The sequence below is a fragment of the Pseudomonas sp. B2021 genome (assembly GCF_018135665.1).
GTDB classification, from domain to species: Bacteria; Pseudomonadota; Gammaproteobacteria; order Pseudomonadales; family Pseudomonadaceae; genus Aquipseudomonas; species Aquipseudomonas lactis.
The window spans coordinates 3,383,407-3,403,925 of record NZ_SMOF01000001.1; the positions used below are offsets into that span (position 1 = coordinate 3,383,407).

General features: G+C 62.2%; 19 protein-coding genes. 7 read left to right on the forward strand and 12 right to left on the reverse strand.

Features of this window, described 5'->3' with window-relative positions; all coding sequences use genetic code 11:
* Positions 1-39 precede the first annotated feature (39 nt).
* The 3 genes from E1K68_RS15085 to E1K68_RS15095 all read left to right on the forward strand — a co-directional run bounded on the left by E1K68_RS15085 (position 40) and on the right by E1K68_RS15095 (position 4,586).
* A complete protein-coding gene (locus E1K68_RS15085) occupies positions 40-1,278 on the forward strand; it encodes an MFS transporter (protein WP_003191061.1) in 1,239 nt (412 codons plus the stop codon).
* A 142-nt stretch (positions 1,279-1,420) separates the two neighbouring features.
* Positions 1,421-3,007 (forward strand): ABC-F family ATPase, encoded by a 1,587-nt coding sequence (locus E1K68_RS15090; protein ID WP_003191057.1) that lies wholly within the window; start codon positions 1,421-1,423, stop codon positions 3,005-3,007.
* A 406-nt stretch (positions 3,008-3,413) separates the two neighbouring features.
* Positions 3,414-4,586 (forward strand): MFS transporter, encoded by a 1,173-nt coding sequence (locus tag E1K68_RS15095; protein ID WP_003191055.1) that lies wholly within the window; start codon positions 3,414-3,416, stop codon positions 4,584-4,586.
* On the opposite strand, the gene E1K68_RS15100 is transcribed toward E1K68_RS15095, so the two are convergent.
* Complete coding sequence (locus E1K68_RS15100; protein WP_034135546.1) at positions 4,580-5,617, reverse strand: dienelactone hydrolase; 1,038 nt, start codon at positions 5,615-5,617, stop codon at positions 4,580-4,582. The genes E1K68_RS15095 and E1K68_RS15100 overlap by 7 nt on opposite strands.
* A gap of 191 nt (positions 5,618-5,808) precedes the next feature.
* Complete coding sequence (locus E1K68_RS15105; RefSeq protein WP_034127345.1) at positions 5,809-6,420, reverse strand: FMN-dependent NADH-azoreductase; 612 nt, start codon at positions 6,418-6,420, stop codon at positions 5,809-5,811.
* Between the two features lie 125 nt (positions 6,421-6,545).
* Between E1K68_RS15105 and E1K68_RS15110 the strand changes: the two genes are divergently transcribed.
* Both E1K68_RS15110 and E1K68_RS15115 read left to right on the forward strand, forming a co-directional pair.
* Complete coding sequence (locus E1K68_RS15110; protein ID WP_003191049.1) at positions 6,546-7,454, forward strand: LysR substrate-binding domain-containing protein; 909 nt, start codon at positions 6,546-6,548, stop codon at positions 7,452-7,454.
* The gene (locus E1K68_RS15115) at positions 7,451-7,807 is read left to right on the forward strand and encodes an MmcQ/YjbR family DNA-binding protein (protein ID WP_073453291.1); all 357 of its coding nucleotides are present in this window, start codon (positions 7,451-7,453) and stop codon (positions 7,805-7,807) included. Before E1K68_RS15110 ends, E1K68_RS15115 begins: the two co-directional genes overlap by 4 nt.
* Here E1K68_RS15115 and E1K68_RS15120 read toward each other — a convergent pair.
* A complete protein-coding gene (locus E1K68_RS15120) occupies positions 7,796-8,179 on the reverse strand; it encodes a DUF1294 domain-containing protein (RefSeq protein WP_003191046.1) in 384 nt (127 codons plus the stop codon). The genes E1K68_RS15115 and E1K68_RS15120 overlap by 12 nt on opposite strands.
* Positions 8,176-9,006, reverse strand: coding sequence for an undecaprenyl-diphosphate phosphatase (locus E1K68_RS15125; protein ID WP_212614206.1), 831 nt, complete (start codon positions 9,004-9,006; stop codon positions 8,176-8,178). The genes E1K68_RS15120 and E1K68_RS15125 overlap by 4 nt, the downstream gene beginning before the upstream one ends.
* A gap of 226 nt (positions 9,007-9,232) precedes the next feature.
* Here E1K68_RS15125 and E1K68_RS15130 point away from each other — a divergent pair, with 226 nt between their 5' ends.
* Positions 9,233-10,867, forward strand: coding sequence for a methyl-accepting chemotaxis protein (locus E1K68_RS15130; RefSeq protein WP_003191044.1), 1,635 nt, complete (start codon positions 9,233-9,235; stop codon positions 10,865-10,867).
* 47 nt (positions 10,868-10,914) lie between these two features.
* On the opposite strand, the gene dctM is transcribed toward E1K68_RS15130, so the two are convergent.
* The 8 genes from dctM to E1K68_RS15170 all read right to left on the reverse strand — a co-directional run bounded on the left by dctM (position 10,915) and on the right by E1K68_RS15170 (position 19,636).
* On the reverse strand, positions 10,915-12,195 hold the full coding sequence (dctM, locus tag E1K68_RS15135) for a C4-dicarboxylate TRAP transporter large permease protein DctM (RefSeq protein WP_003191042.1): 1,281 nt from the start codon (positions 12,193-12,195) through the stop codon (positions 10,915-10,917).
* Positions 12,195-12,827, reverse strand: a complete 633-nt coding sequence (locus tag E1K68_RS15140; RefSeq protein WP_137203818.1) for a TRAP transporter small permease — start codon at positions 12,825-12,827, stop codon at positions 12,195-12,197. The genes dctM and E1K68_RS15140 overlap by 1 nt, the downstream gene beginning before the upstream one ends.
* Positions 12,828-13,027: 200 nt before the next feature.
* A complete protein-coding gene (locus tag E1K68_RS15145; RefSeq protein ID WP_034135545.1) occupies positions 13,028-14,011 on the reverse strand; it encodes a TRAP transporter substrate-binding protein in 984 nt (327 codons plus the stop codon).
* A gap of 219 nt (positions 14,012-14,230) precedes the next feature.
* Positions 14,231-15,046 (reverse strand): CoA ester lyase, encoded by an 816-nt coding sequence (locus E1K68_RS15150; RefSeq protein WP_003191038.1) that lies wholly within the window; start codon positions 15,044-15,046, stop codon positions 14,231-14,233.
* Positions 15,047-15,060: 14 nt separating this feature from the next.
* Positions 15,061-16,254, reverse strand: coding sequence for a CaiB/BaiF CoA-transferase family protein (locus E1K68_RS15155; RefSeq protein WP_003191037.1), 1,194 nt, complete (start codon positions 16,252-16,254; stop codon positions 15,061-15,063).
* Entirely contained in the window at positions 16,247-17,614 is a 1,368-nt protein-coding gene (locus tag E1K68_RS15160; protein WP_120247991.1) for an MmgE/PrpD family protein, read from the reverse strand. The genes E1K68_RS15155 and E1K68_RS15160 overlap by 8 nt, the downstream gene beginning before the upstream one ends.
* A gap of 11 nt (positions 17,615-17,625) precedes the next feature.
* Positions 17,626-18,789: an acyl-CoA dehydrogenase family protein gene (locus E1K68_RS15165; RefSeq protein ID WP_003191034.1), complete on the reverse strand. Its 1,164-nt coding sequence runs from the start codon at positions 18,787-18,789 to the stop codon at positions 17,626-17,628.
* 28 nt (positions 18,790-18,817) lie between these two features.
* Positions 18,818-19,636 (reverse strand): MaoC family dehydratase N-terminal domain-containing protein, encoded by an 819-nt coding sequence (locus E1K68_RS15170; protein ID WP_212614338.1) that lies wholly within the window; start codon positions 19,634-19,636, stop codon positions 18,818-18,820.
* 182 nt (positions 19,637-19,818) lie between these two features.
* Between E1K68_RS15170 and E1K68_RS15175 the strand changes: the two genes are divergently transcribed.
* The coding region (locus E1K68_RS15175) for a LysR family transcriptional regulator (RefSeq protein ID WP_212614339.1) at positions 19,819-20,519 on the forward strand (701 nt) is incomplete at its 3' end.

The following is a 20,519-nucleotide window of genomic DNA, read 5'->3' on the forward strand; positions in this document are numbered from 1 at the left end:
CGTGTTCAGCCCCTGAACGCCGCTCTTGAAGGTCGTACCGTGGCCCGTCATTCAGACCTGCGCATCGCTCTATCCCTGGACAGCCTGAACTTCTTTCTCGCCGATGTGCGCGACGGTCTCGGACCGTACCTGGCGATCTACCTGCTGGCCGTGCATCAATGGGAGCCGGCCAGCATTGGCGTGGTCATGACCCTGGCCGGCATCGCTGCCTTGTTGACCCAAGGCCCCGCAGGTGCGCTGATCGACCGCACTCGCAGCAAACGTGCGGTGGTAGCCCTTGCCGCGCTGTTGGTGACGGGCAGTTGCCTGATGCTGCCCTTTGTCAGTTCATTTGGTTGGGTGGCGTTGACCCAGGCCGCCAGTGCTGTAGCCGCCTCGGTATTTGCCCCGGCAATTTCCGCCATTTCGCTGGGGATCACTGGGCCGCGCGCCTTTACCCGGCGTACCGGGCGCAACGAGACCTTCAACCACGCCGGCAATGCCGTGGCCGCGTTGCTGGCCGGCGGGCTGGCCTACCTGTTCGGGCCGGTGGTGGTGTTCTACCTGATGGCGTTCATGGCCGTCGCCAGTGTCATTGCGGTCAGTTGCGTGCCGGCCAGGGCGATTGACCATGAGGTCGCCCGTGGTTTCGATCCAGCCCATCACACCGACCATGAACAGCCCTCGGGCCTGAAAGCATTGCTGGCCAACCAACCGCTGCTACTGTTCGCCATCTGCTGCGCGCTGTTTCACCTGGCCAATGCCGCAATGCTGCCGCTGGTCAGCCAGAAACTGGCGCAGATCAATCTGCAGATGGCCACCCCGCTGACTTCAGCCTGCATTGTCGCCGCACAGTTGGTGATGGTGCCAATGGCCTGGCTGGTCGGGCTCAAAGCCGATATCTGGGGGCGCAAGCCGCTGTTGCTTGTAGGTTTCCTGATACTGCCGCTGCGTGGCGTGCTCTATACCTTGTCCAGCGACCCCTACTGGCTGGTGGCCGTGCAGATGCTCGACGGTATCGGCGCCGGCATTTTCGGCGCCCTGTTCCCGGTGATCGTCAAGGACCTGACCCAAGGCACCGGGCGCTTCAACGTCAGCCTGGGCGCCCTCTCCACCGTATTTGGCCTCGGCGCGGCGCTCAGTAGCAGCCTGGCCGGTTTCGTGGTGCAGCAGGCTGGCTACAACGCGGCGTTCCTGACGTTGGCGGCGGTTGCAGCCGTTGCCTTGATGCTGTTGTGGCTGGCCATGCCGGAGACCTTGGCAAAACCATCCTTCGCTCGCCATACAACTGTCGCCTGACATATGCGACAATGCGCGCCAAATTCCAACACACATCCAAAATTTTGTGTTCAGCGACCGGGTTTCGCGCCTTGATGTCGCTGTTGACGCATGCCTGAAGGCACCTGCCGTCACGCTCGCAACCCATTGATAGGTAAAGTAATTGATCTCCACAGCTAACATCACCATGCAGTTCGGCGCCAAGCCGCTCTTCGAGAACGTCTCGGTCAAGTTCGGCGCCGGCAACCGCTATGGTTTGATCGGTGCCAACGGTTGCGGCAAGTCGACCTTCATGAAAATCCTCGGTGGCGACCTCGACCCGTCCGGCGGCCAGGTCATGCTCGAGCCGAACGTGCGCCTGGGTAAACTGCGCCAGGACCAGTTCGCCTATGAAGAATTCACCGTGCTCGACACCGTGATCATGGGCCACGAAGAGCTGTGGAAGGTCAAGGCCGAGCGCGACCGTATCTACTCGCTGCCGGAAATGAGTGAAGAAGACGGCATGGCCGTGGCCGAGCTGGAAACCGAGTTCGCCGAGATGGACGGCTACACCGCCGAATCCCGCGCCGGTGAGCTGCTGCTGGGCCTGGGTATTCCCCTGGAACAGCATTTCGGCCCGATGAGCGAAGTGTCCCCAGGCTGGAAGCTGCGCGTATTGCTGGCCCAGGCGCTGTTCTCGGATCCTGAAGTGCTGCTGCTCGACGAACCGACCAACCACTTGGACATCAACACCATCCGCTGGCTGGAAAACATCCTGACCCAGCGCTCCAGCCTGATGATCATCATCTCTCACGACCGTCACTTCCTGAACAGCGTGTGCACCCACATGGCTGACCTGGATTACGGCGAGCTGCGCCTGTTCCCGGGCAACTACGACGAGTACATGACCGTGGCGACCCAGTCCCGCGAGCAACTGCTGTCGGACAACGCCAAGAAGAAAGCGCAGATCTCCGAACTGCAATCCTTCGTCAGCCGCTTCTCGGCCAACGCCTCCAAAGCCAAACAGGCCACCTCCCGTGCCAAGGCGATCGACAAGATCCAGCTGGCCGAGGTCAAGCCATCGAGCCGTGTGAGCCCGTTCATCCGTTTCGAGCAGAACAAAAAGCTGCACCGTCAGGCGGTCATGGTCGAGAAGATGGCCAAGGGTTTCGACGGCAAACCGCTGTTCAAGGACTTCAGCTTCCAGGTTGAAGCGGGCGAGCGCGTGGCGATCATCGGCCCGAACGGTATCGGCAAAACCACCCTGCTGCGCACCCTGGTCAACGAACTGACCCCGGACGCCGGCAGCATCAAGTGGACCGACGCCGCCGAGCTGGGCTACTACGCCCAGGACCACGCCCACGACTTCGAAGACGACGTGAGCCTGTTCGACTGGATGGGCCAATGGACCCAAGGCGAGCAAATGATTCGCGGCACCCTGGGCCGCATGTTGTTCTCCAACGACGAGATCCAGAAGTCGGTCAAAGTGATCTCCGGTGGTGAACAAGGTCGCATGCTGTTCGGCAAGCTGATCCTGCAAAAGCCCAACGTGCTGATCATGGACGAACCGACCAACCACTTGGACATGGAATCCATCGAAGCGCTGAACCTGGCGCTGGAGAACTACCCGGGCACGCTGATCTTCGTCAGCCACGACCGTGAGTTCGTATCGTCCCTGGCCACCCGCATTATCGAGTTGAGCCCTAGCGGCGTGATCGACTTCAGCGGCACCTATGACGACTACCTGCGCAGCCAGGGTGTGGTGTTCTAAGAGCAGCACTTAGCTGCAAGCAAAAGCCCTGCCCCTGTGACGGGGCTTTTTTGCATCAGCACTGTGCCGGGCGCTGATTTTGTAGGCCATGCATAACCAATGTGGGAGCTGGCTTGCCTGCGAAAGCAGTGGTTCAGCTATAGATTCACTGACTGACACACCGCCTTCGCGGGCAAGCCCGCTCCCACAGGAAACTGTGCCAGACGCTGATTTTGTGGGCCATGCATAACCAGTGTGGGAGCTGGCTTGCCTGCGATAGCGGTGGTTCAGTTATAGACTCACCGGCTGACACACCGCCTTCGCGGGCAAGCCCGCTCCCACAGGGATCGACGGTAGGCGTCCCTCGCTCCTACAGGGAGGCGGGATATGCCATGATGCTTTACCGCCCGCCAGCGATTGAGTATTCATGCCTGCCGCCCCCTCCTCCCTGTCGATCACCCTGCAGATCGTTTCCATCGTCTTCTATACCTTCATTGCCTTTATCTGCATCGGCCTGCCGATTGCGGTGATTCCAGGCTATGTGCATGAGCAACTGGGCTTCAGCGCCGTGGTGGCCGGGGTGACAATCGGCTCGCAGTACCTGGCCACGCTGCTCAGCCGTCCGATGGCTGGGCGGATGTCGGATAACGTCGGTACCAAGCGCGCGATCGTGCTGGGCCTGGCCGGCATTCTGATCAGCGGCGTACTGACCTTTATCGCCACGCTGCTGGACAGCCTGCCGAGCTTGAGCCTGGGTATTCTGATCGCCGGTCGCCTGTTACTGGGCGTGGCCCAGGGCCTGATTGGCGTGGGGACCATCAGTTGGTGCATGGGCGCAGTGGGCGCCGAGCACACCGCACGCTCGATTTCCTGGAATGGCATCGCCTCCTATGGCGCCATTGCCATTGGTGCGCCGTTAGGCGTGGTGATGGTGGCTGACTACGGCTACACCAGCCTGGGTATTGCCCTGGCGGTGTTGGCGGCGTTGGGCCTGGTGCTGATCCGCAATAAACCGTCGGTGCCAGTGGTACGTGGCGAGCGGCTGCCATTCTGGGCGGTGTTCGGGCGTATCGCGCCGTTTGGCACCAGCCTGTGCCTGGCCTCGATTGGCTACGGCACGTTGACGACCTTCATCACCCTGTATTACCTCAATCGTGGCTGGACCGGTGCGGCATATTGCCTGACGGTATTTGGCGTGTGTTTTATCCTGTCGCGCCTGGTGTTTATTTCGGCCATCAGCCGGTTTGGTGGATTCACCGCCGCCATCGCCTGCATGCTCATCGAAACCCTGGGCCTGACGCTGTTGTGGCTGGCGCCGTCTACCGGCGTGGCCTTGATCGGCGCAGGGTTGACCGGCTTTGGCTTGTCACTGGTTTACCCGGCGCTTGGCGTGGAAGCCATCAAGCAAGTGCCAGACAGCAGCCGCGGCGCGGGGCTGAGTGCCTATGCGGTGTTTTTCGATCTGGCACTGGCGATTGCCGGGCCGTTGATGGGCGCCGTGGCGCTGAACCTCGGCTATGGCTGGATCTTCTTCTGCGCGGCGTTGCTGTCGGTCAGCGCGCTCGGCCTGACCGTATTGCTCCGGCGTCGCGCCTACTGATCAGCGGTCTGCAAGCCGGCGCGGGTGGCCTCGCCCAGGGTATGGCTGAAAAAACGCCCGGCCTCGGAGACCAGATCGCGGTGGATGCCTTCTCGATCAACCCCATCGGCATCCGTGCAAATGGCGGGCATGCTCGCCAGTTGATCGCTGTCACACGGGGCCATGAACACGAAGTGCCCGGCCCCGGCCAACAGTTTGAAATCCGGGGGCTGCGGCAACTTGCGCGCCAGGGCGGCGGCGTTCTTGTCCACGGCCACCAACTGGTCGCCATCGCCACTGTAGAGCAGCACCGGCACATGCACGTCCGCCAGGGTGTGGCGGCCAAACATCAAGCTCAGCGGCGCCATCAGCATCAAGGCATGGATGCGCGGATCGGCCTGGGGTTGCAAATCGTCGCGGTCGACCACCAGCTCGCCCTTGGTGGTGCACGCGTCGCGGTCTTCGGGGCGCTCTTGGCAGTAGCGGCGCAGACGTTCGAAATCAGGCTTGGCGCCGGCCAGGATCAATGCCGTCTCGCCACCGGCTGAATAGCCGATGACGCCGATCTGATCAATATCCACAAAGGGCGACAGCATCGGCTCGGCCAAGGCGGCGGTGATCGCCTGGGAAATCTGGATCGGCCGACCGTACAAATTGCTCACGGTGCCCAGGCGGCTGTGGTCCTTGTAGTTGTCACCGGGATGCAGCACCGCCACCACCACAAACCCCTTGCGCGCCAAGGCGGTGGCCAGGTCATGCAGGGCCAGCGGCGTGCCGGTATTGCCGTGGGACAACATCAGCATCGGGAATCGCCCGATCGCCACCTTGGCATCTTCGCTGGCCGCCACATGGTAGGCGCCCAGCGCGGTGGTGCGCTCGGCATCGGTGGAGGGGTAGAACGCGATGGCTTTCATCGGCTGCGCATCCAGCGGGTCGAGAAAACTCATGCGATGAAACCCCACACTCCAATGGGGGCGCGGTGCCGGCGCGGCGTGCACTGAAAGCAGGCCGCCCAACAGCGAAAGAACCAAAACAGCACAAAGACGCATCATGGGGATGTCCACCTTTGCTGCACAAGAACCGGCCTGTCGAATAAAAAGTCCAGGGTATCGAATGGATGTTTGCATAACCCGGGCCACAACGAAAAAACTCCGTACTCCGCTCGCGTTCAGGCGATCAGAATACAGAGTTTAGGCGCTCGGTTTCAGAATGAAACCGAGGACAGGGCAAATTTACATAAGCCTTACGCAGCGGCGAACAGTTGCTCGTTGATGCGCACGTTGGCGTCGCTCATGGCTTTGCTGCGCACTTCATCACCGTAGGCCAGGCCTTCGGCGCGGACGATCTCGATGTCGGTGATGCCGAGGAAACCGAACAGCAGCTTCAAGTAGCCTTCATGGGCAGCGCCCGAAGCTTGGTCGGCATGCAGGCCGCCAGCGGTGGAGACAATAATGACCTTCTTGTTGCCGCACAGGCCTTCAGGGCCGGCTTCGGAGTAGCGGAACGTCTGGCCGGCCACCGCGATGCGGTCGATCCAGGCTTTCAATTGGGTTGGGATGGTGAAGTTGTACATCGGCGCACCCACCACCACAGCATCGGCGGCGAGAAACTCAGCCAGCGACGATGCACTCAGTTCAGCCTCGTGCTTTTGCGCCGCATCGCGCAGTTCAGCGGCAGTGCCCAAGGCGCCCAGGGTAGCGCCGGAGAAATGGTTGATGCCTTCGCTGGCGAGGTCGCGGTAAGTCACTTCCACGCCCGGCTGAGCGGCCTGCCACGCCTTGACCACACCGGCGCTGAGCTGACGGGAGGCCGAGTTGTCGCCGAGGATGCTGGAATCGATGTGCAACAGTTTCATGATGGATCTCCGAGGTGGGATCGACAGTGGCGATCAGATGGTGGTGATGCTACGCATGAAACCAATGGTCGATAAGCCATCTGAAATGCGATAGTTTGTCCCACTGACAGGACAATAGGCCCACCATGCAAGACCTCAACGACCTCTACTATTTCGCTAAAGTCGTCGAAGCCGGCGGTTTTGCTGCGGCTGGCCGGCTGCTCGGGATTCCAAAATCCAGGTTGTCACGGCGCATTGCCGAGCTGGAAGACCGCCTGGGCGCACGCCTGCTGCAACGCACCACCCGGCAACTGACCCTCACCGCCGTGGGTGAGCGCTACCTGCGCCACTGCCAGGCCATGCTGCTGGAAGCGGAAATGGCTGACGAGGCCGTGGCCAGTATGTCCAGCGAGCCGCGTGGGCGGCTGCGGGTCAGTTGCCCGGTGGGGCTGGCCCAACACATCCTGCCGGAGTTGGTGGCAGGTTTTCTGGCCGCTCACCCGCTGGTGCAGTTGGACATGACCCTGGTGAACCGCCGCGTCGACCTGGTGGCCGAAGGCATTGATGTGGCACTGCGCGTTCGCGAACAAGGCGATGAAGACCCGTTGCTGGTCACCAAGCGCCTGCGCCAGGCGCACACCGTGCTGGTGGCCAGCCCCGCGTTCATGCGTGATCGGCAGGTCGAAACCCTGGAAGACCTCAAACAGTTGCCCATACTCGGCGCACTTGAGGCCGACCGAATGGTGCATCAACGCATCATCGATCCCCAGGGCAATACCCATGAGCTGGTGATGGAAGCGCGCCTGGGCATCGAGGACTTTATCGTGCGCAAGGCCAGCGCCATCATGGGCGTGGGCTTTACGATACTGCCGATGATGTACTGCGAAGAAGAACTGGCCAGCGGCCGGCTGGTGCAACTGCTGCCGCAATGGTCATTGCCGGGCGGCTGGCTGCAGGCGGTGTACCCGCACCGGCGCGGCGTGCTGCCGGCCATCCGGGCCTGGATCGACTATCTGGAAGAAGGCTTCAAAGGCTGTGGAGATCGGCTGTTATGAGCATGACAGAAGAACAAGTCGCGCGTTTCTGCCTGAGCCTGCCAGGCGCACGGGAAGACTATAAGTGGGGCGGCGTGCGGGTGTTTTCGATTGCCGGCAACAAGATGTTCGCCTTGCAGAACCTGCGCGGTGAGTCGCTGGCCTTCAAGGTCGACAAGGAGCTGTTCCTGGGCCACGTCGACCGGCCGGGCATTCACCCGGCGCCTTACCTGGCGAGGGCACAGTGGGTCATCATGAACACGCCCTACCCTTTGGGCGCTGAGGAACTGCGCGGCTTGTTGCAGCGCTCCCACCAGTTGGTGGTCAGCAAGCTGCCCAAGCGCACGCAGATTGGCTTGTGGCTAGAGGATTGACAGCAAGGTGCCGCCGAGGAACAACTGGTCCAGCCAGAACACCTGGTGCAACAGCACAATCACCCAGAACAGCACCTGGTAAGACACCTTGCGCGTCTTGTGCCGGAACACCTGCTGGGCGATCAACGCCCCCGGCCAACCGCCCGCCAGCTCCACCGCGTGCAGGATGTTTTCCGGGGTGCGCCAGCCTTCGGTCTGGGCCTTGCGCTTATCGCTCCAGTACAGGAAGAACGCCACCACGCTGACCACACCGTAGGCCATCAACGGGATGACCGTTTCGCCGCGATACCACAGCAAGGCCGAGCCCAGCAGCGGCGCGGCACACAGCAGCACAAAGAGCAGCGCCTTCAGGCGTGGATGCTGGATGCTCATGGCTTGACCGCAGTCCAGTCGATCCAGCCGAACTGCCAGGTCGCCAGGATCACCAGGCCGAAGGCAATCCGATACCAGGCAAACGCCGCGTAGCTGTGGCTGGCGATGAACTTGAGCAGGGCCTTGACCGCAATCATCGCGAAGATGAACGAGGTGACAAAGCCAATGGCGAACACCGGCAAGTCCGCGGGCTGGAACAGGTCCCGGTACTTATAGCCCGAGTACACCGCCGCACCGACCATGGTCGGCATCGCCAGGAAGAACGAGAACTCGGTGGCCGTCTTGCGTGACAGGCCGAACAACAGGCCGCCGATGATCGTCGCACCGGAACGCGAGGTGCCGGGGATCATGGCCAGGCACTGGGCCAGGCCGACTTTCAGGGCGTCTTTCCAAGTGATGTCATCGACGCTCTCAGCCCGCACCGCATGCTGGCGGCGTTCAGCCCACAACATGATCACGCCGCCCACCACCAGCGCTGTGGCCACGGTGATAGGGTTAAACAGGTAGTGCTTGATCAGGTCGGCGAAGATCACCCCGAGTACCACCGCGGGCAATACGGCGATGATCAGGTTGACGGTAAAGCGCCGGGCTTTGGGCTGGGTCGGCAGGCCGATAACCACGTCAAAGATCTTGCGTCGAAACTCCCAGACCACCGCCAGGATCGCGCCCAGCTGGATAATGATGTTGAAGGCTTCGAAACGCTCGCCACCAAAGTTGATCAGGTCGGCGACGATGATCTGGTGGCCGGTGCTGGAGATCGGCAAGAACTCCGTAAGCCCCTCTACGATGCCGAGAAGCAATGCCTGTATGGCGGTCCAAAAATCCATGCTGTCTCCAAAGGTCATGCGCGGGGCATGCCTCTTAGTCTTTTTTAAGTTCACTGACGACGAGCGCACACAAGCGCCCGCGGTTGATTCTCAACGCCGGTCTGCAAAAATTCCGTGAAAAATCAGGCAGTACTCAGGTTTTTCGATTCCGGGCCGAAAGCCTATCAGACACGCCGGAAATCTCGAAGCAGCACCACAATTATAAAGAGCAGGGAGTGACAGGACGATGAACAGTTTGCGCAGCATGTCGATCAGCCGCCGCCTTTGGCTGATCCTGATAGTCGCCGTGTTGATGCTGCTGGCCTTGGGGCTGTTGATGCTCAACCAGATCCACGGCGACCTCTACCAGGCCAAGCGCCAGCAGACCCAGCACGTGGTACAGACCGCCAGTGGCGTACTCAGCTATTACCAGAACCTGGAAAAAACCGGCGTACTGACCCGCGACGCCGCGCAACAACAGGCCTTGAGCGCGGTGCGCGGCCTGCGTTATGACCACGACGACTACTTCTGGATCAACGACCTCACCCCCGTGATGATCATGCACGCGGCCAACCCCAAGCTCGACGGCCAGAACCTCTCGGCGATTCGCGACCCGGACGGTTTCGCCGTGTTCAACGAATTCGTGAGCCTGGCCAAGGCCAAGGGTGCCGGCATCGTCAACTACCGCTGGCCGAAGCCTGGCGCCGAAGCGCCGGTAGAGAAAACCTCGTACATCCAACTGTTCGAACCCTGGGGCTGGATCATCGGCTCCGGCGTCTACGTGGACGATGTGCAGGCCGAATTCAGGGGCCAGGTGTGGAAAGCCTCGGCCATTGGCCTGGGTATTGCGCTGATGATGGCCGTGCTGGTGGTGCTGATTGCCCGCAGCATCGTGCAGCCGTTGCAGGCGGCGGTGAATGCCATGGGCAATATCGCCAGCGGCGAAAGCGACCTGACCCACAGCCTCGACACCCACGGCCGTGACGAATTGACGCAACTGGCCCAGCACTTCAATAGCTTCACCGCTAAACTGCGCCAGGTGGTTGGCCAGTTGCAGGTGTGCGCGAACGCCCTGGGCCAGTCGTCCACCGAACTGGGCCACAACGCCAGCCAGGCCCATGACCGCAGCCAGCAGCAATCGCAACAGATGGAACTGGTGGCCACCGCCATCAACGAAGTCACCTACGGTGTGCAGGACGTGGCAAAAAATGCCGAGCACGCTGCCAGCGAAATGCGCGATGCCCAGGCCCAGGCCCAACAGGGACAGGTCAATATCGACGGCAGCTTGCAGCAGATCGACCAGCTCTCCACCACTATTAGTCAGGCTGTTGAGGTGATCCGCACGCTCTCCAGCGAAAGCACGCAGATCGGCGGGGTACTGGAGGTGATCCGCTCCATCGCCGACCAGACCAACCTGCTCGCCCTCAACGCCGCCATCGAAGCCGCCCGCGCCGGTGAGCAAGGCCGTGGGTTTGCGGTGGTCGCCGATGAGGTGCGCCTGCTGGCCCAGCGCACGCAGAAATCCACCGCCGAGATCCAGGTGATGATCGAGCGCCTGCAAGGCCACTCGGAAGCGGCGGTCAAGGTGATCAGCGACAGCCACAGCGCCTCGCAACTAACCATCGAACAAGCCGGCCAGGCGGGCGCGAGCCTCACCGCCATCGGCCAGGCGCTGCACAACCTCAACGGCCTGAACGCCTCGATTGCCAGCGCCACCCTGCAACAGGCCCACGTGGTGGAAGACATCAACCAGAACGTCACCCAAGCGGCCGGGCTGTCCCACAGCACCGCGCTGGCGGCGGAGCAATCCAGCGTGGCGAGTGCACAGTTGCGTGGCTTGAGCGAGCAGCTTGATGGGCTTTTGCGTCAGTTCAAGGTCTAAAGCCCCTCAGCGGTGGGAGGGCTGCCCTCTCCCACCGCCTAGCGGCCTCACATCCCCAGCCACTGCGGCAGCGCGAGGGAAATGAACGGCAGGTAGGTGACCATGATCAGGAACACCAACAGGATCATCAGCCACGGCATCGCCGCGCGGATGGTCTGCCCCAGGGTCAGCCCCGTCACCGCCGAGGTCACGAACAGATTCAGCCCCACCGGCGGATGCACCAGGCCGATTTCCATGTTCACCACCATCACGATGCCCAGGTGAATCGGATCAATGCCCAGCTTCATCGCAATCGGGAAAAAGATCGGCGCCAGGATCAGCACAATGGCCGAAGGCTCCATAAAGCTGCCGGCAATCAGCAACACCACGTTGACCATGATCAAAAAGCCAATCGGCGTCAGCCCTTCGGAGATCACCCAAGCGGTGATTTCCTGCGGGATCTGCTCGGTGGTCAGCACGTGGGCAAACAACATGGCGTTGGCGATGATGAACATCAGCATGATCGACAACCGCCCAGACTCCAGCAGCACTTTGGGGCAGTCACGCAGCTTCATGTCCTTGTAGACGAACAGCGCGACAAACGCCGAATACACCGCCGCCACCGCCGCCGCCTCGGTCGGGGTGAACATGCCGCTGTAAATGCCCCCAAGGATGATCACCAGCAGCAACAGGCCCCAGAACGCCCGGCGTGCGCAGCTCAGCCACTCACGGAATGTCGCCCGGGGTTGCGCTGGCAGCTTCTTGATGCGGGCGACGATGTAGATCGCGACCATCAACATCAGGCCCAGCAGCAAACCCGGAATCACCCCGGCCATGAACAATTTGCCTACTGAGGTTTCGGTCGCCGCCGAATACACCACCATCACGATCGACGGCGGAATCAGAATGCCCAAGGTCCCGGCATTGCAGATGATGCCTGCCCCAAACTCCTTCGGGTAACCGGAACGCACCATGCCCGCCACGGCAATCGAGCCCACCGCCGCCACCGTGGCCGGTGATGAGCCGGACAGCGCCGCAAACAGCATGCACGCCAGCACCGCCGCAATCGCCAGGCCACCGCGGATATGCCCGACACAGGCGTTGGCAAAGTCGATCAGCCGCTGGGCCACGCCGCCGGTGGTCATGAAGGCGCCGGATAACAGGAAAAAGGGAATCGCCAGGAAGGTGTAGGCGTCGCTGGTTTCAAACAACTTGATCGCCAGGGAGCTCACCGAGTCCTGGCTGAACATCAGGATCGACACCGCACCGGACAGCCCCAGGGCGATCGCAATCGGCACGCCCAGGAACATGAACACGAATAACAGTAGAAACAGACAGAGCACGGCCATCAGTGACGCTCCTCATGGCTGCCGGCCAACTTGCTGGCCTCACCGGCCTCGTCGGCCAACCCCAACCCCACCTGGCGGTGGGTAAAGATGCGGTAGAAAATTTCCAGGTAGCGGATCAAGACCAAGGCAAAGCCAATGGGCACGATCACCACGATGTCGCCGACATCGATGCCGAACTGGTCGAGGTCTTCGGCGCCGATATGCGCGGTCATTACCGCACTCACCCACTTGTAGCTGGCCACCATGAACAGCCCGGCATAGGCCAGGCAGCACAGGCAGGCGAGCATGCCGAGCAGGCGTTGCACCGGGCGCCGGGTCAGCCGGACCAGCGCGTCCACGCCCAGGTGGCCAGCGGTGCGCACGCCGTAAGAAATGCCGAAGAAAATCAACCAGCCGAACATGGCCTTGGTCAGCGCCACGCTCCAGGTCATCTCTTGGGCCAAGGTCATGGTGCCGTCGCCCAGGGCATTGAAGAAGGCGCTGCTCCAGGCCCACTTGTCGGCCAGGGCAAAGAACAGGGTGTAGACGTTGTTGAGCATGACGTAGACGAATGTCACCAGGGTCATGGCGGCCAGCAGGAAAGCAATGAAGCCTTCCTCCAGGTGCTCCCAGACGCGCCTTAGCGTTTGCATGGCAAAACCTCGCGAGGCAGAGATAGGTAAAAGCCAGGTCAACCTGCTAGATCGTTCCCACGCTCCGCGTGGTAATGCCGCCCCGGACGTTCCACGTCCTGTATCACGCCGTGCGTAAGGCGACGCGGAGCGTCACGGGATGCATTACCACGCGGAGCGTGGGAACGATCAGTCGCGGGCAAGCCCGCTCCCACAGGGGGTTACTGGTTGGACTGGTCCGCCGCCTTGATCAGGTCAGCCCCAATCTCGCCCTCGAACTTCTGCCACACCGGGCGCATGGCTTCGCGCCACAGCGCACGTTGCGCGGGGGTCAACTCGATGATTTCGCTGGTCTTGGCGTCGATGATCTTCTGCTTGGCCGACTGGTTCAGTGCTTCAGCCTGCTTGTTCACCTCCACGGTGACCTCGGCCATGATCTGCTCCAGGGTGCTGCGCACATCCGGCGCCAGGCCGTTCCAGAATTTCGCATTGGTGATCACCATGTAGTCGATCAGACCATGGTTGGACTCGGTGAAGTACTTCTGCACTTCGTTGACCTTCTGGCTTTCATAGTTGGACCAGGTGTTCTCGGTGCCATTCACGGTGCCGGTCTGCAGGCCCTGGTAGACCTCGGCAAAGCTCATCTTGCGCGGGTTGGCGCGGATCGCCTTGAACTGTTCTTCGAGCACACTGGAAGCCTGCACGCGGAACTTCAGGCCACGGGCGTCCTTGGGTTCATGCAGGGCCTTGTTGGCAGAGAGTTGCTTGAGGCCGTTGTGCCAATAGGCCAGGCCAAGGATGTTCTTATCCTGCATCGAGGTCAGCAGTAGCTTGCCCTCAGCGGCCTGGAAACGGTCGACGGCGGCCAGGTCGTTGAACAGGAACGGCAGGTCGTAGATCTGCACTTGTTTGGTGTAGTGCTCGAACTTGGCCAGGGACGGCGCGAGCATTTGCACGTCGCCCAGCAATAACGCTTCCATTTCCTTGCCATCGCCAAACAGCGACGAGTTCGGGTACACCTCAACCTTGACCTTGCCGGGCAGGCGCTCTTCAGCCAGTTTTTTGAACAGCAGCGCGCCCTGGCCTTTAGGAGTGTTTTCGGCCACCACGTGGGCGAACTTGATCACAATCGGGTCTGCCGCCTGGGCCAGGCCTGCGGTAAACAAGGTGGCGGCGCACAGCAGCGCCCGGGAAAGCTTGAGCATGGGAATCACCTTCTTATTGTTGTGTTGTAAGGCAAGGTGCCTGATGTAACGCGTGTCGTGAATTTCGAATTTTAGATACCTGCGTTCGGCCTGGCCGAACGCGTCCAGTGTGAGAGCTGGCTTGCCTGCGATAGCGGTGTGTCAGGCAACACAAACATTGACTGTTCTACCGCTATCGCAGGCAAGCCTGCTCCCACATTTTGCTCCCGGTTTTGTCAGTTACAGTTGCGCGGCCAGCAGCCGCTGCGCGCGCAGCAGTACCGGCGCATCCACCATCTGCCCGTCAATCTGATAAGCCCCTGCCCCATGGGCACCCGCCTCCACCACGCGCCTGGCCCAGGCCAGCTCTTCGGCGCTCGGCGCCAGCGCGGCATGGATCACCGCGACTTGCTTGGGATGAATGCACAATGCCCCGGCAAAGCCCATCTCATAAGCGTGCCGGATCGAGCGGTGCAGGCCTTCGGGGTCGTCGATGGCCGGGTGCACGCCGTCCAGCGGCGCCGCCAGGCCCGCCGCGCGCGAATGCACGATCAGCGCCAGGCGCGCCTGGTCAAGGGCCAGTTCGGCCGCGTGGGAGTGACTGCTCAGGTTGAGGTCCAGCGCCAGGTCCAAACCGCCGAACGACAGGCGCTCTACCTGGGGCGCCTGGGCAATCTGCGCCAGCGCCAGCAAACCCCGTGCGCTTTCAATAATCGGCCAGATACGTTTGCCGGTCGCGGCCACCACCGCCACCTGGGCCGCGCTTTCGACCTTGGGCAGCAACACCCCCGCCACATTTGCATGGGACTTGCAGAAGGCGACATCGGCAAAATGCTCGGCATGCTGGGGCGCGTTGATGCGTACCCACACCTGGGCTTCGGCATGCGCATGCAGGAACGCGCCCAGATTATCCCGAGCCTGACGCTTGAGCGGTTCTTCCACCGCGTCTTCAAAATCCACAATCACCGCGTCGGCGCCGCTGGCCAGGGCCTTGGCAAACCGCTCCGGGCGGCTGCCCGGCACAAACAGCGCAGAACGTACTAATGGCTTTGGCATCACTTGATTCCTGATTAGATAACGCCGCGCTCGCGCAGGCTGTTAATGGCCTCAACGGAATAACCCAGCTGGTCGAGGATGCCTTGGCTGTGTTGCCCCAGCGCTGGCACGCCGTCCATGCGCGGGGTAAACGCAGCGTTACGCGCCGGTGGCAGCAGCGACGGCAACGGCCCCGCTGGGCTGTCGACTTCGCGCCAGCGGTCGCGGGCCTTGAGTTGCGGGTGGTCCCACACGCCTTGCATGTCGTTGACCCGCGCACTGGCAATCTGCGCGTCTTCCAGGCGCTGGATCACCGCCTCGACGTCCAGTGGGGCAAAGCGCTCCACGATGATCTGGCGCAGCAGCTCGCGGTTGGCCGAGCGCTTGAAGTTGGCGCTGAAGCGCTCGTCCGTGGCCAGCGACGGGCTGAGCAGCACTTTGTCGCAGAACGCCGCCCATTCGCGTTCGTTCTGCAAGCCGAGCATCACCGTGCCGCCGCCTCCAGTGGGAAACGGCCCGTAAGGGTAAATCGTCGAATGCGCGGCACCCGCACGCGGTGGCGGCGGCGCGCCGTCGAAGGCGTAATACATCGGGTACCCCATCCACTCCACCAGGCTTTCGAGCATGCTCACATCGATACGGCTGCCCTGGCCGGTTTTGCCGCGCAGCAGCAGCGCCGACAGAATGCCGCTGTAGGCGTACATGCCGGCGGAGATGTCCGCGATGGAGCAACCGGCCTTGGCCATCTGTTCTTCACCTGGGCCACCGGTCACCGAGAGAAAGCCGCCCTCGCTCTGGATCAACAGGTCGTAGGCTTTCTTTTTCTCGTAGGGCCCGCCTTCGCCGTAGCCGGAAATATCGCAGACGATCAGGCGTGGAAAGCGCGCGTGCAGCGCCTCGAACGATAAGCCCATGCGCGCCGCCGCGCCGGGGGCAAGGTTTTGCACCAGCACATCGGCATCGGCCAACAACGCGTCGAGAATGGCGCCCGCCTCGTCCTGCTTGAGGTCCAGGGTCAGGCTTTCCTTGGAGCGGTTGGTCCAGACGAAATGCGACGCCAGGCCGCGCACCCGCTCGTCATAGCCACGGGCGAAGTCGCCGGTGCCGGGGCGCTCCACCTTGATGACCCGGGCACCAAGGTCGGCCAACTGGCGCGTACAAAATGGCGCGGCAATCGCGTGTTCCAGGCTGACGACGGTGATGCCGTCCAGCGGTCGTTGTTCAGTCATCACAATTCCCTCCAAGCCAATGGGCCATGGACGCGGTAGTGCGCAGGTTCCACACCTGCTCGATCAGGCGGTTGGCCTGGGACGGGGTGCGGGCGCCGCTGAAGTGGGCCAGGCGCTGGAACTTATCCGCCAGCTCGGCGCGGCTCAGGGTGTTGCCCGGGTCGCCCTTGGGTTCATCAATGGCACCGTGCAGCGTGCGGCCATCGGTGGTGGTGACGGTGACGCGGCCCAGCCAGCGTTGCGGGTAGGCGCTGTCGACCTCGGGGTCCAGGCTCATGCAGACCTTGTCGCGAAACGCCGCGACCGCAGGATCGCTCAACGCCAGGTCATGGAACTCAGGCAACCCGGCGTGGCCATGCACAGCGATCAATCCAAGCACGGTGCCCATGGAGAATTTGGCCTGGTGCACGGTGGCCGGCACCGTCACTCGGCCGAGTACGTCGATGGCGCCTTGGTGCACGTGGGTTTGCACCTGGGAAATCTGTGCAGCGCTCAAACCTTCACGCTGCATCAAGTCCAATAGCGCATCGGCAGCGGGATGGGTGTGACGGCAGGAAGCGTGGAACTTGAACGAGGTTTCCACCAGTGCCCAACGGCTGCCCAGGCCGGCAGACAATTTGCCCGGCTGCGCATCACTGGACATGCCCGCCGCCAAACCCTGGTCCCCTTCAAGAATATTGCGCGCGCCGGTCAGCCCATCGGCCGTAAGGTAAGCCGCCAGAAGGCCGTCCGCCGCGGCCTTGGCCGTGTGCAGTTGCTTGGAGTCGGCGGCATCGCGCAGAAATTCCCAGAGCCCGGCGGCCTGGGTGCCGGCGCTGCCGAGCAGGTTGATGAATTGCTCTTCGTTGAAGTCGAGCAACTTGCCCACCGCGACCGCTGCCGCCAGGGTGCCGACCGTGGCCGTGGTGTGGAAGATGCGGTAGTGGGAACGCCCCAGGAACTCACCGATGCGAATCCCCGCCTCATAGCCGGCCACCGAGGCCAGCAACAGTTCACGACCAGACTTGCCGAGGTCCTGGGCGGCGGCCAATGCGGCGGGAAACACCACGGTGGCCGGGTGCAGCACCGAGCTGTTGTGTAAGTCATCCTGCTCCACCAAGTGCGAGGAGGCAGCGTTGACCAGTGCGGCGAAATACGCGCTGGTGCCGGTGCCGTTGACGATCACCTGGGCCGGGCCGCTGCTCGGGCCCATCTTCTGTGCGTAGCGCTCAAACAGGGGAATCGGGTGCGCGCCCTGGCTGGCCAAGGCGGATGCGAGCCAATCCAGGTAAAGCTCTTCGGTGCGCGCCAGTACGTGCTCGGGCAACTGCGCGTAAGTCAGCTCGGCCAGGAACCGGCAAAGGGCTTGGGTATGATGCATGCTCAACGCCCTCAGAAGCTGCGCGGCAGTTCGAGCAAATGCTCGGCCACGTAGGACAGGATCAGGTTGGTGGAGATCGGTGCCACCTGGTACAGGCGGGTCTCGCGGAATTTGCGCTCCACGTCGTACTCGCAGGCAAAGCCAAAGCCGCCGTGGGTTTGCAGGCAGGCGTTGGCCGCTTCCCAGGACGCCTTGGCCGCCAGGTACTTGGCCATGTTGGCACTGGCCCCGGCGTTTTTGCCGCTGTCGTATTCCTCACAGGCACGCCAGCGCATCAGGTCCGCCGCTTCAATCTCGATATGCGCCTCGGCAATCGGGAACTGCACGCCCTGGTTCTGCCCGATGGGCCGGCCAAACACCACACGGTCGCGGGCATAGGCGCTGGCCTTTTCGATAAACCAGCGGCCGTCACCGATGCACTCGGCGGCAATCAGGGTGCGCTCGGCATTCAGGCCATCGAGGATGTATTTGAAGCCCTTGCCCTCCTCGCCAATCAGGCTGTCCAGGGGCAGCTCCAGGTTGTCGAAGAACAGCTCGTTGGTCTCGTGGTTGACCATATTGGCAATGGGCTGCACGGTCAGGCCGTTGCCGATGGCCTGGCGCAGGTCCACCAGGAAGATCGACATGCCTTCGGATTTTTTCTGCACTTGGGCCAAGGGCGTGGTGCGTGCCAGCAGGATCATCAGGTCGGAATGCTGCACCCGCGAGATCCAGACTTTCTGGCCGTTGACCACGTATTTGTCGCCGCGCTTGATCGCCGTGGTCTTGATCTTGGTGGTGTCGGTGCCGGTAGTGGGTTCGGTGACGGCCATCGACTGAAGGCGCAATTCACCACTGGCAAGCTTGGGCAGGTAGAAGCGTTTTTGCGCCTCGCTGCCGTGACGCAGCAGGGTGAACATGTTGTACATCTGGCCATGCACAGTGCCCGAGTTGCCGCCGCAGCGGTTGACTTCCTCAAGGATCACCGAGGCTTCGGCCAGGCCCAGGCCGGAACCGCCGTATTCCTCGGGGATCATTGCCGACAGCCAACCGGCGTCGGTCAGCGCCTTGACGAAGGCTTCGGGGAAGCCCTTTTCTTCATCGATCTTGCGCCAGTAAGCGGCATCGAATTCGGCGCACAAGGCACGCACGCCGTCGCGGATGGCGTTGAGTTCTTCAGTGTCGTGGGCATTCATTAACGGCTCTCCGCCTGTTGTTATTGGGTTATTCGAAATGCACCTGAGCGTTTTGCGCCAGGCCTTCAGTGTTGCCAGCCCAGAGGTCTGCGACGCCGGTTGCGGTGATGCGCCCGCCGACCTCAAAAGGCTGTGGCGCGGTCAGTGGGCGCACACCGCGATAGGCAAAGCGGCGCAGGGTCGCTTCGGGGTGCGCCCGGCAGAACGCACGCAGGCTCAAGGTGGCGATCAGCGGGCCATGCACCACCAGGCCGGCATAGCCTTCGGTGCCCGTGACATAGGGGTAGTCGTAATGAATGCGGTGGCCGTTGAACGTCACGGCGCTGTAGCGGAACAGCAAGGTCGGCGTCGGTTCGACCGCCTCTGTCCATTCGCCTTGGGCCAGCGCGTCGCCGCTGCCCGCCTTGGGTGGCGTAGGTTCGCGGTAGACGATGTCCTGCTCCTCGCGGATGGCCAGGCGACCGCCCTGGGAGTAGTCATGGCGCACGGTGACGAATAACAGTGAACCGGTGCGCCCAGTTTTTTCTTCGACCTGGGTGATGGTGGATACGCGCGTGGCCGCCTCGCCAGCCCGCAGTGGGTGCAAAAACTCAAGGCGCCCACCGGCCCACATGCGATTGCGGTTATCGGCCGGAGGCAGAAATCCGCCGCGTGCCGGGTGACCGTCGCTGCCCAGGGCCGATTCGGGCAACGGGTCCTGGAAAAAACACCATTGCCACAACGCAGGCACCGCGTCGCCATCGGCGGGCACGGCTTCACCGAACGTGGCGGCGATACGCTTGAGCAGGTTATGGCTCAGGTGGTCGTGGGCGGTCTCACTTCGGCCGATCCAATCAGTAGCGCTCATCGGGTGCAGGTCCTCAGGCAGTGGGTGACTGCCGTGGATCATGCAAGGGCCTGCCCGTTCTGAGAATTTGCATTTCAATAAACCAGCGTTCGGTTATGCTGAACGCTTACAGCCACACCGTGAACCAATGTGGGAGCTGGCTTGCCTGCTCCCACAGGAAACCTGTTGTCCGGGAGTTTTGCATGCACTTCGATCTCGCCGACCTGCGCCTGTTCATCCATATCGCCGAATCCCCCAGCCTTACCCAGGGCGCCAAGCGCGCCTTCCTGTCGCCGGCTGCCGCCAGTGCGCGGATCAAGGCCCTGGAAGGCCAGCTCGACACGCGCCTGTTGTACCGCGACAGCCGGGGCGTGGAGATCACCCCGGCAGGCGAGCGGCTGTTGCACCATGCGCGGTTGATCATGCGCCAGGTGGATTACCTCAAAAGCGAGTTCACGCAATACGGCGTGGATTCGGCCGGACATATCCGTATCTTCGCCAACACCACGGCTGTCACCGAATTTTTGCCGGAGGTTCTGGCGGGCTTTCTGTCACAGCGCCCCGGCGTCACCGTCGACCTGCAGGAACGCCTGTCACGGGACATAGTGCGCGGGGTGCTCGATGGCACCAGTGACATGGGCATCATCGCCGGCCCCGTGGAAGCCTCCGGCTTGCAAGTACTGCATTTCAGCACCGATGAACTGGTGCTGATGGTGCCGGTCGGGCATCCGTTGGCCGACCTGCCTTCAGTGACCCTTGAGCAGACCCTGGCGTATCAGCACATCGGCCTGCATGAAGGCAGCACGCTGTTGAGTTTCCTGCGCGAACACGTCGAGCGCCTGGGTAAGCAATTGTCGCTGCGTATCCAGGTCTCGAGCTTCGAGGCGATCTGCCGGATGGTCGA

Coding starts and splice junctions, on each gene's coding strand:
- E1K68_RS15095 (WP_003191055.1), top strand. CDS start 3,414: ATGCCTGCCGCCCCCTCCTCCCTGTCGATCACCCTGCAGATCGTTTCC.
- E1K68_RS15100 (WP_034135546.1), bottom strand. CDS start 5,617: ATGATGCGTCTTTGTGCTGTTTTGGTTCTTTCGCTGTTGGGCGGCCTG.
- E1K68_RS15105 (WP_034127345.1), bottom strand. CDS start 6,420: ATGAAACTGTTGCACATCGATTCCAGCATCCTCGGCGACAACTCGGCC.
- E1K68_RS15110 (WP_003191049.1), top strand. CDS start 6,546: ATGCAAGACCTCAACGACCTCTACTATTTCGCTAAAGTCGTCGAAGCC.
- E1K68_RS15115 (WP_073453291.1), top strand. CDS start 7,451: ATGAGCATGACAGAAGAACAAGTCGCGCGTTTCTGCCTGAGCCTGCCA.
- E1K68_RS15120 (WP_003191046.1), bottom strand. CDS start 8,179: ATGAGCATCCAGCATCCACGCCTGAAGGCGCTGCTCTTTGTGCTGCTG.
- E1K68_RS15125 (WP_212614206.1), bottom strand. CDS start 9,006: ATGGATTTTTGGACCGCCATACAGGCATTGCTTCTCGGCATCGTAGAG.
- E1K68_RS15130 (WP_003191044.1), top strand. CDS start 9,233: ATGAACAGTTTGCGCAGCATGTCGATCAGCCGCCGCCTTTGGCTGATC.
- dctM (WP_003191042.1), bottom strand. CDS start 12,195: ATGGCCGTGCTCTGTCTGTTTCTACTGTTATTCGTGTTCATGTTCCTG.
- E1K68_RS15140 (WP_137203818.1), bottom strand. CDS start 12,827: ATGCAAACGCTAAGGCGCGTCTGGGAGCACCTGGAGGAAGGCTTCATT.
- E1K68_RS15145 (WP_034135545.1), bottom strand. CDS start 14,011: ATGCTCAAGCTTTCCCGGGCGCTGCTGTGCGCCGCCACCTTGTTTACC.
- E1K68_RS15150 (WP_003191038.1), bottom strand. CDS start 15,046: ATGCCAAAGCCATTAGTACGTTCTGCGCTGTTTGTGCCGGGCAGCCGC.
- E1K68_RS15155 (WP_003191037.1), bottom strand. CDS start 16,254: ATGACTGAACAACGACCGCTGGACGGCATCACCGTCGTCAGCCTGGAA.
- E1K68_RS15160 (WP_120247991.1), bottom strand. CDS start 17,614: ATGCATCATACCCAAGCCCTTTGCCGGTTCCTGGCCGAGCTGACTTAC.
- E1K68_RS15165 (WP_003191034.1), bottom strand. CDS start 18,789: ATGAATGCCCACGACACTGAAGAACTCAACGCCATCCGCGACGGCGTG.
- E1K68_RS15170 (WP_212614338.1), bottom strand. CDS start 19,636: ATGAGCGCTACTGATTGGATCGGCCGAAGTGAGACCGCCCACGACCAC.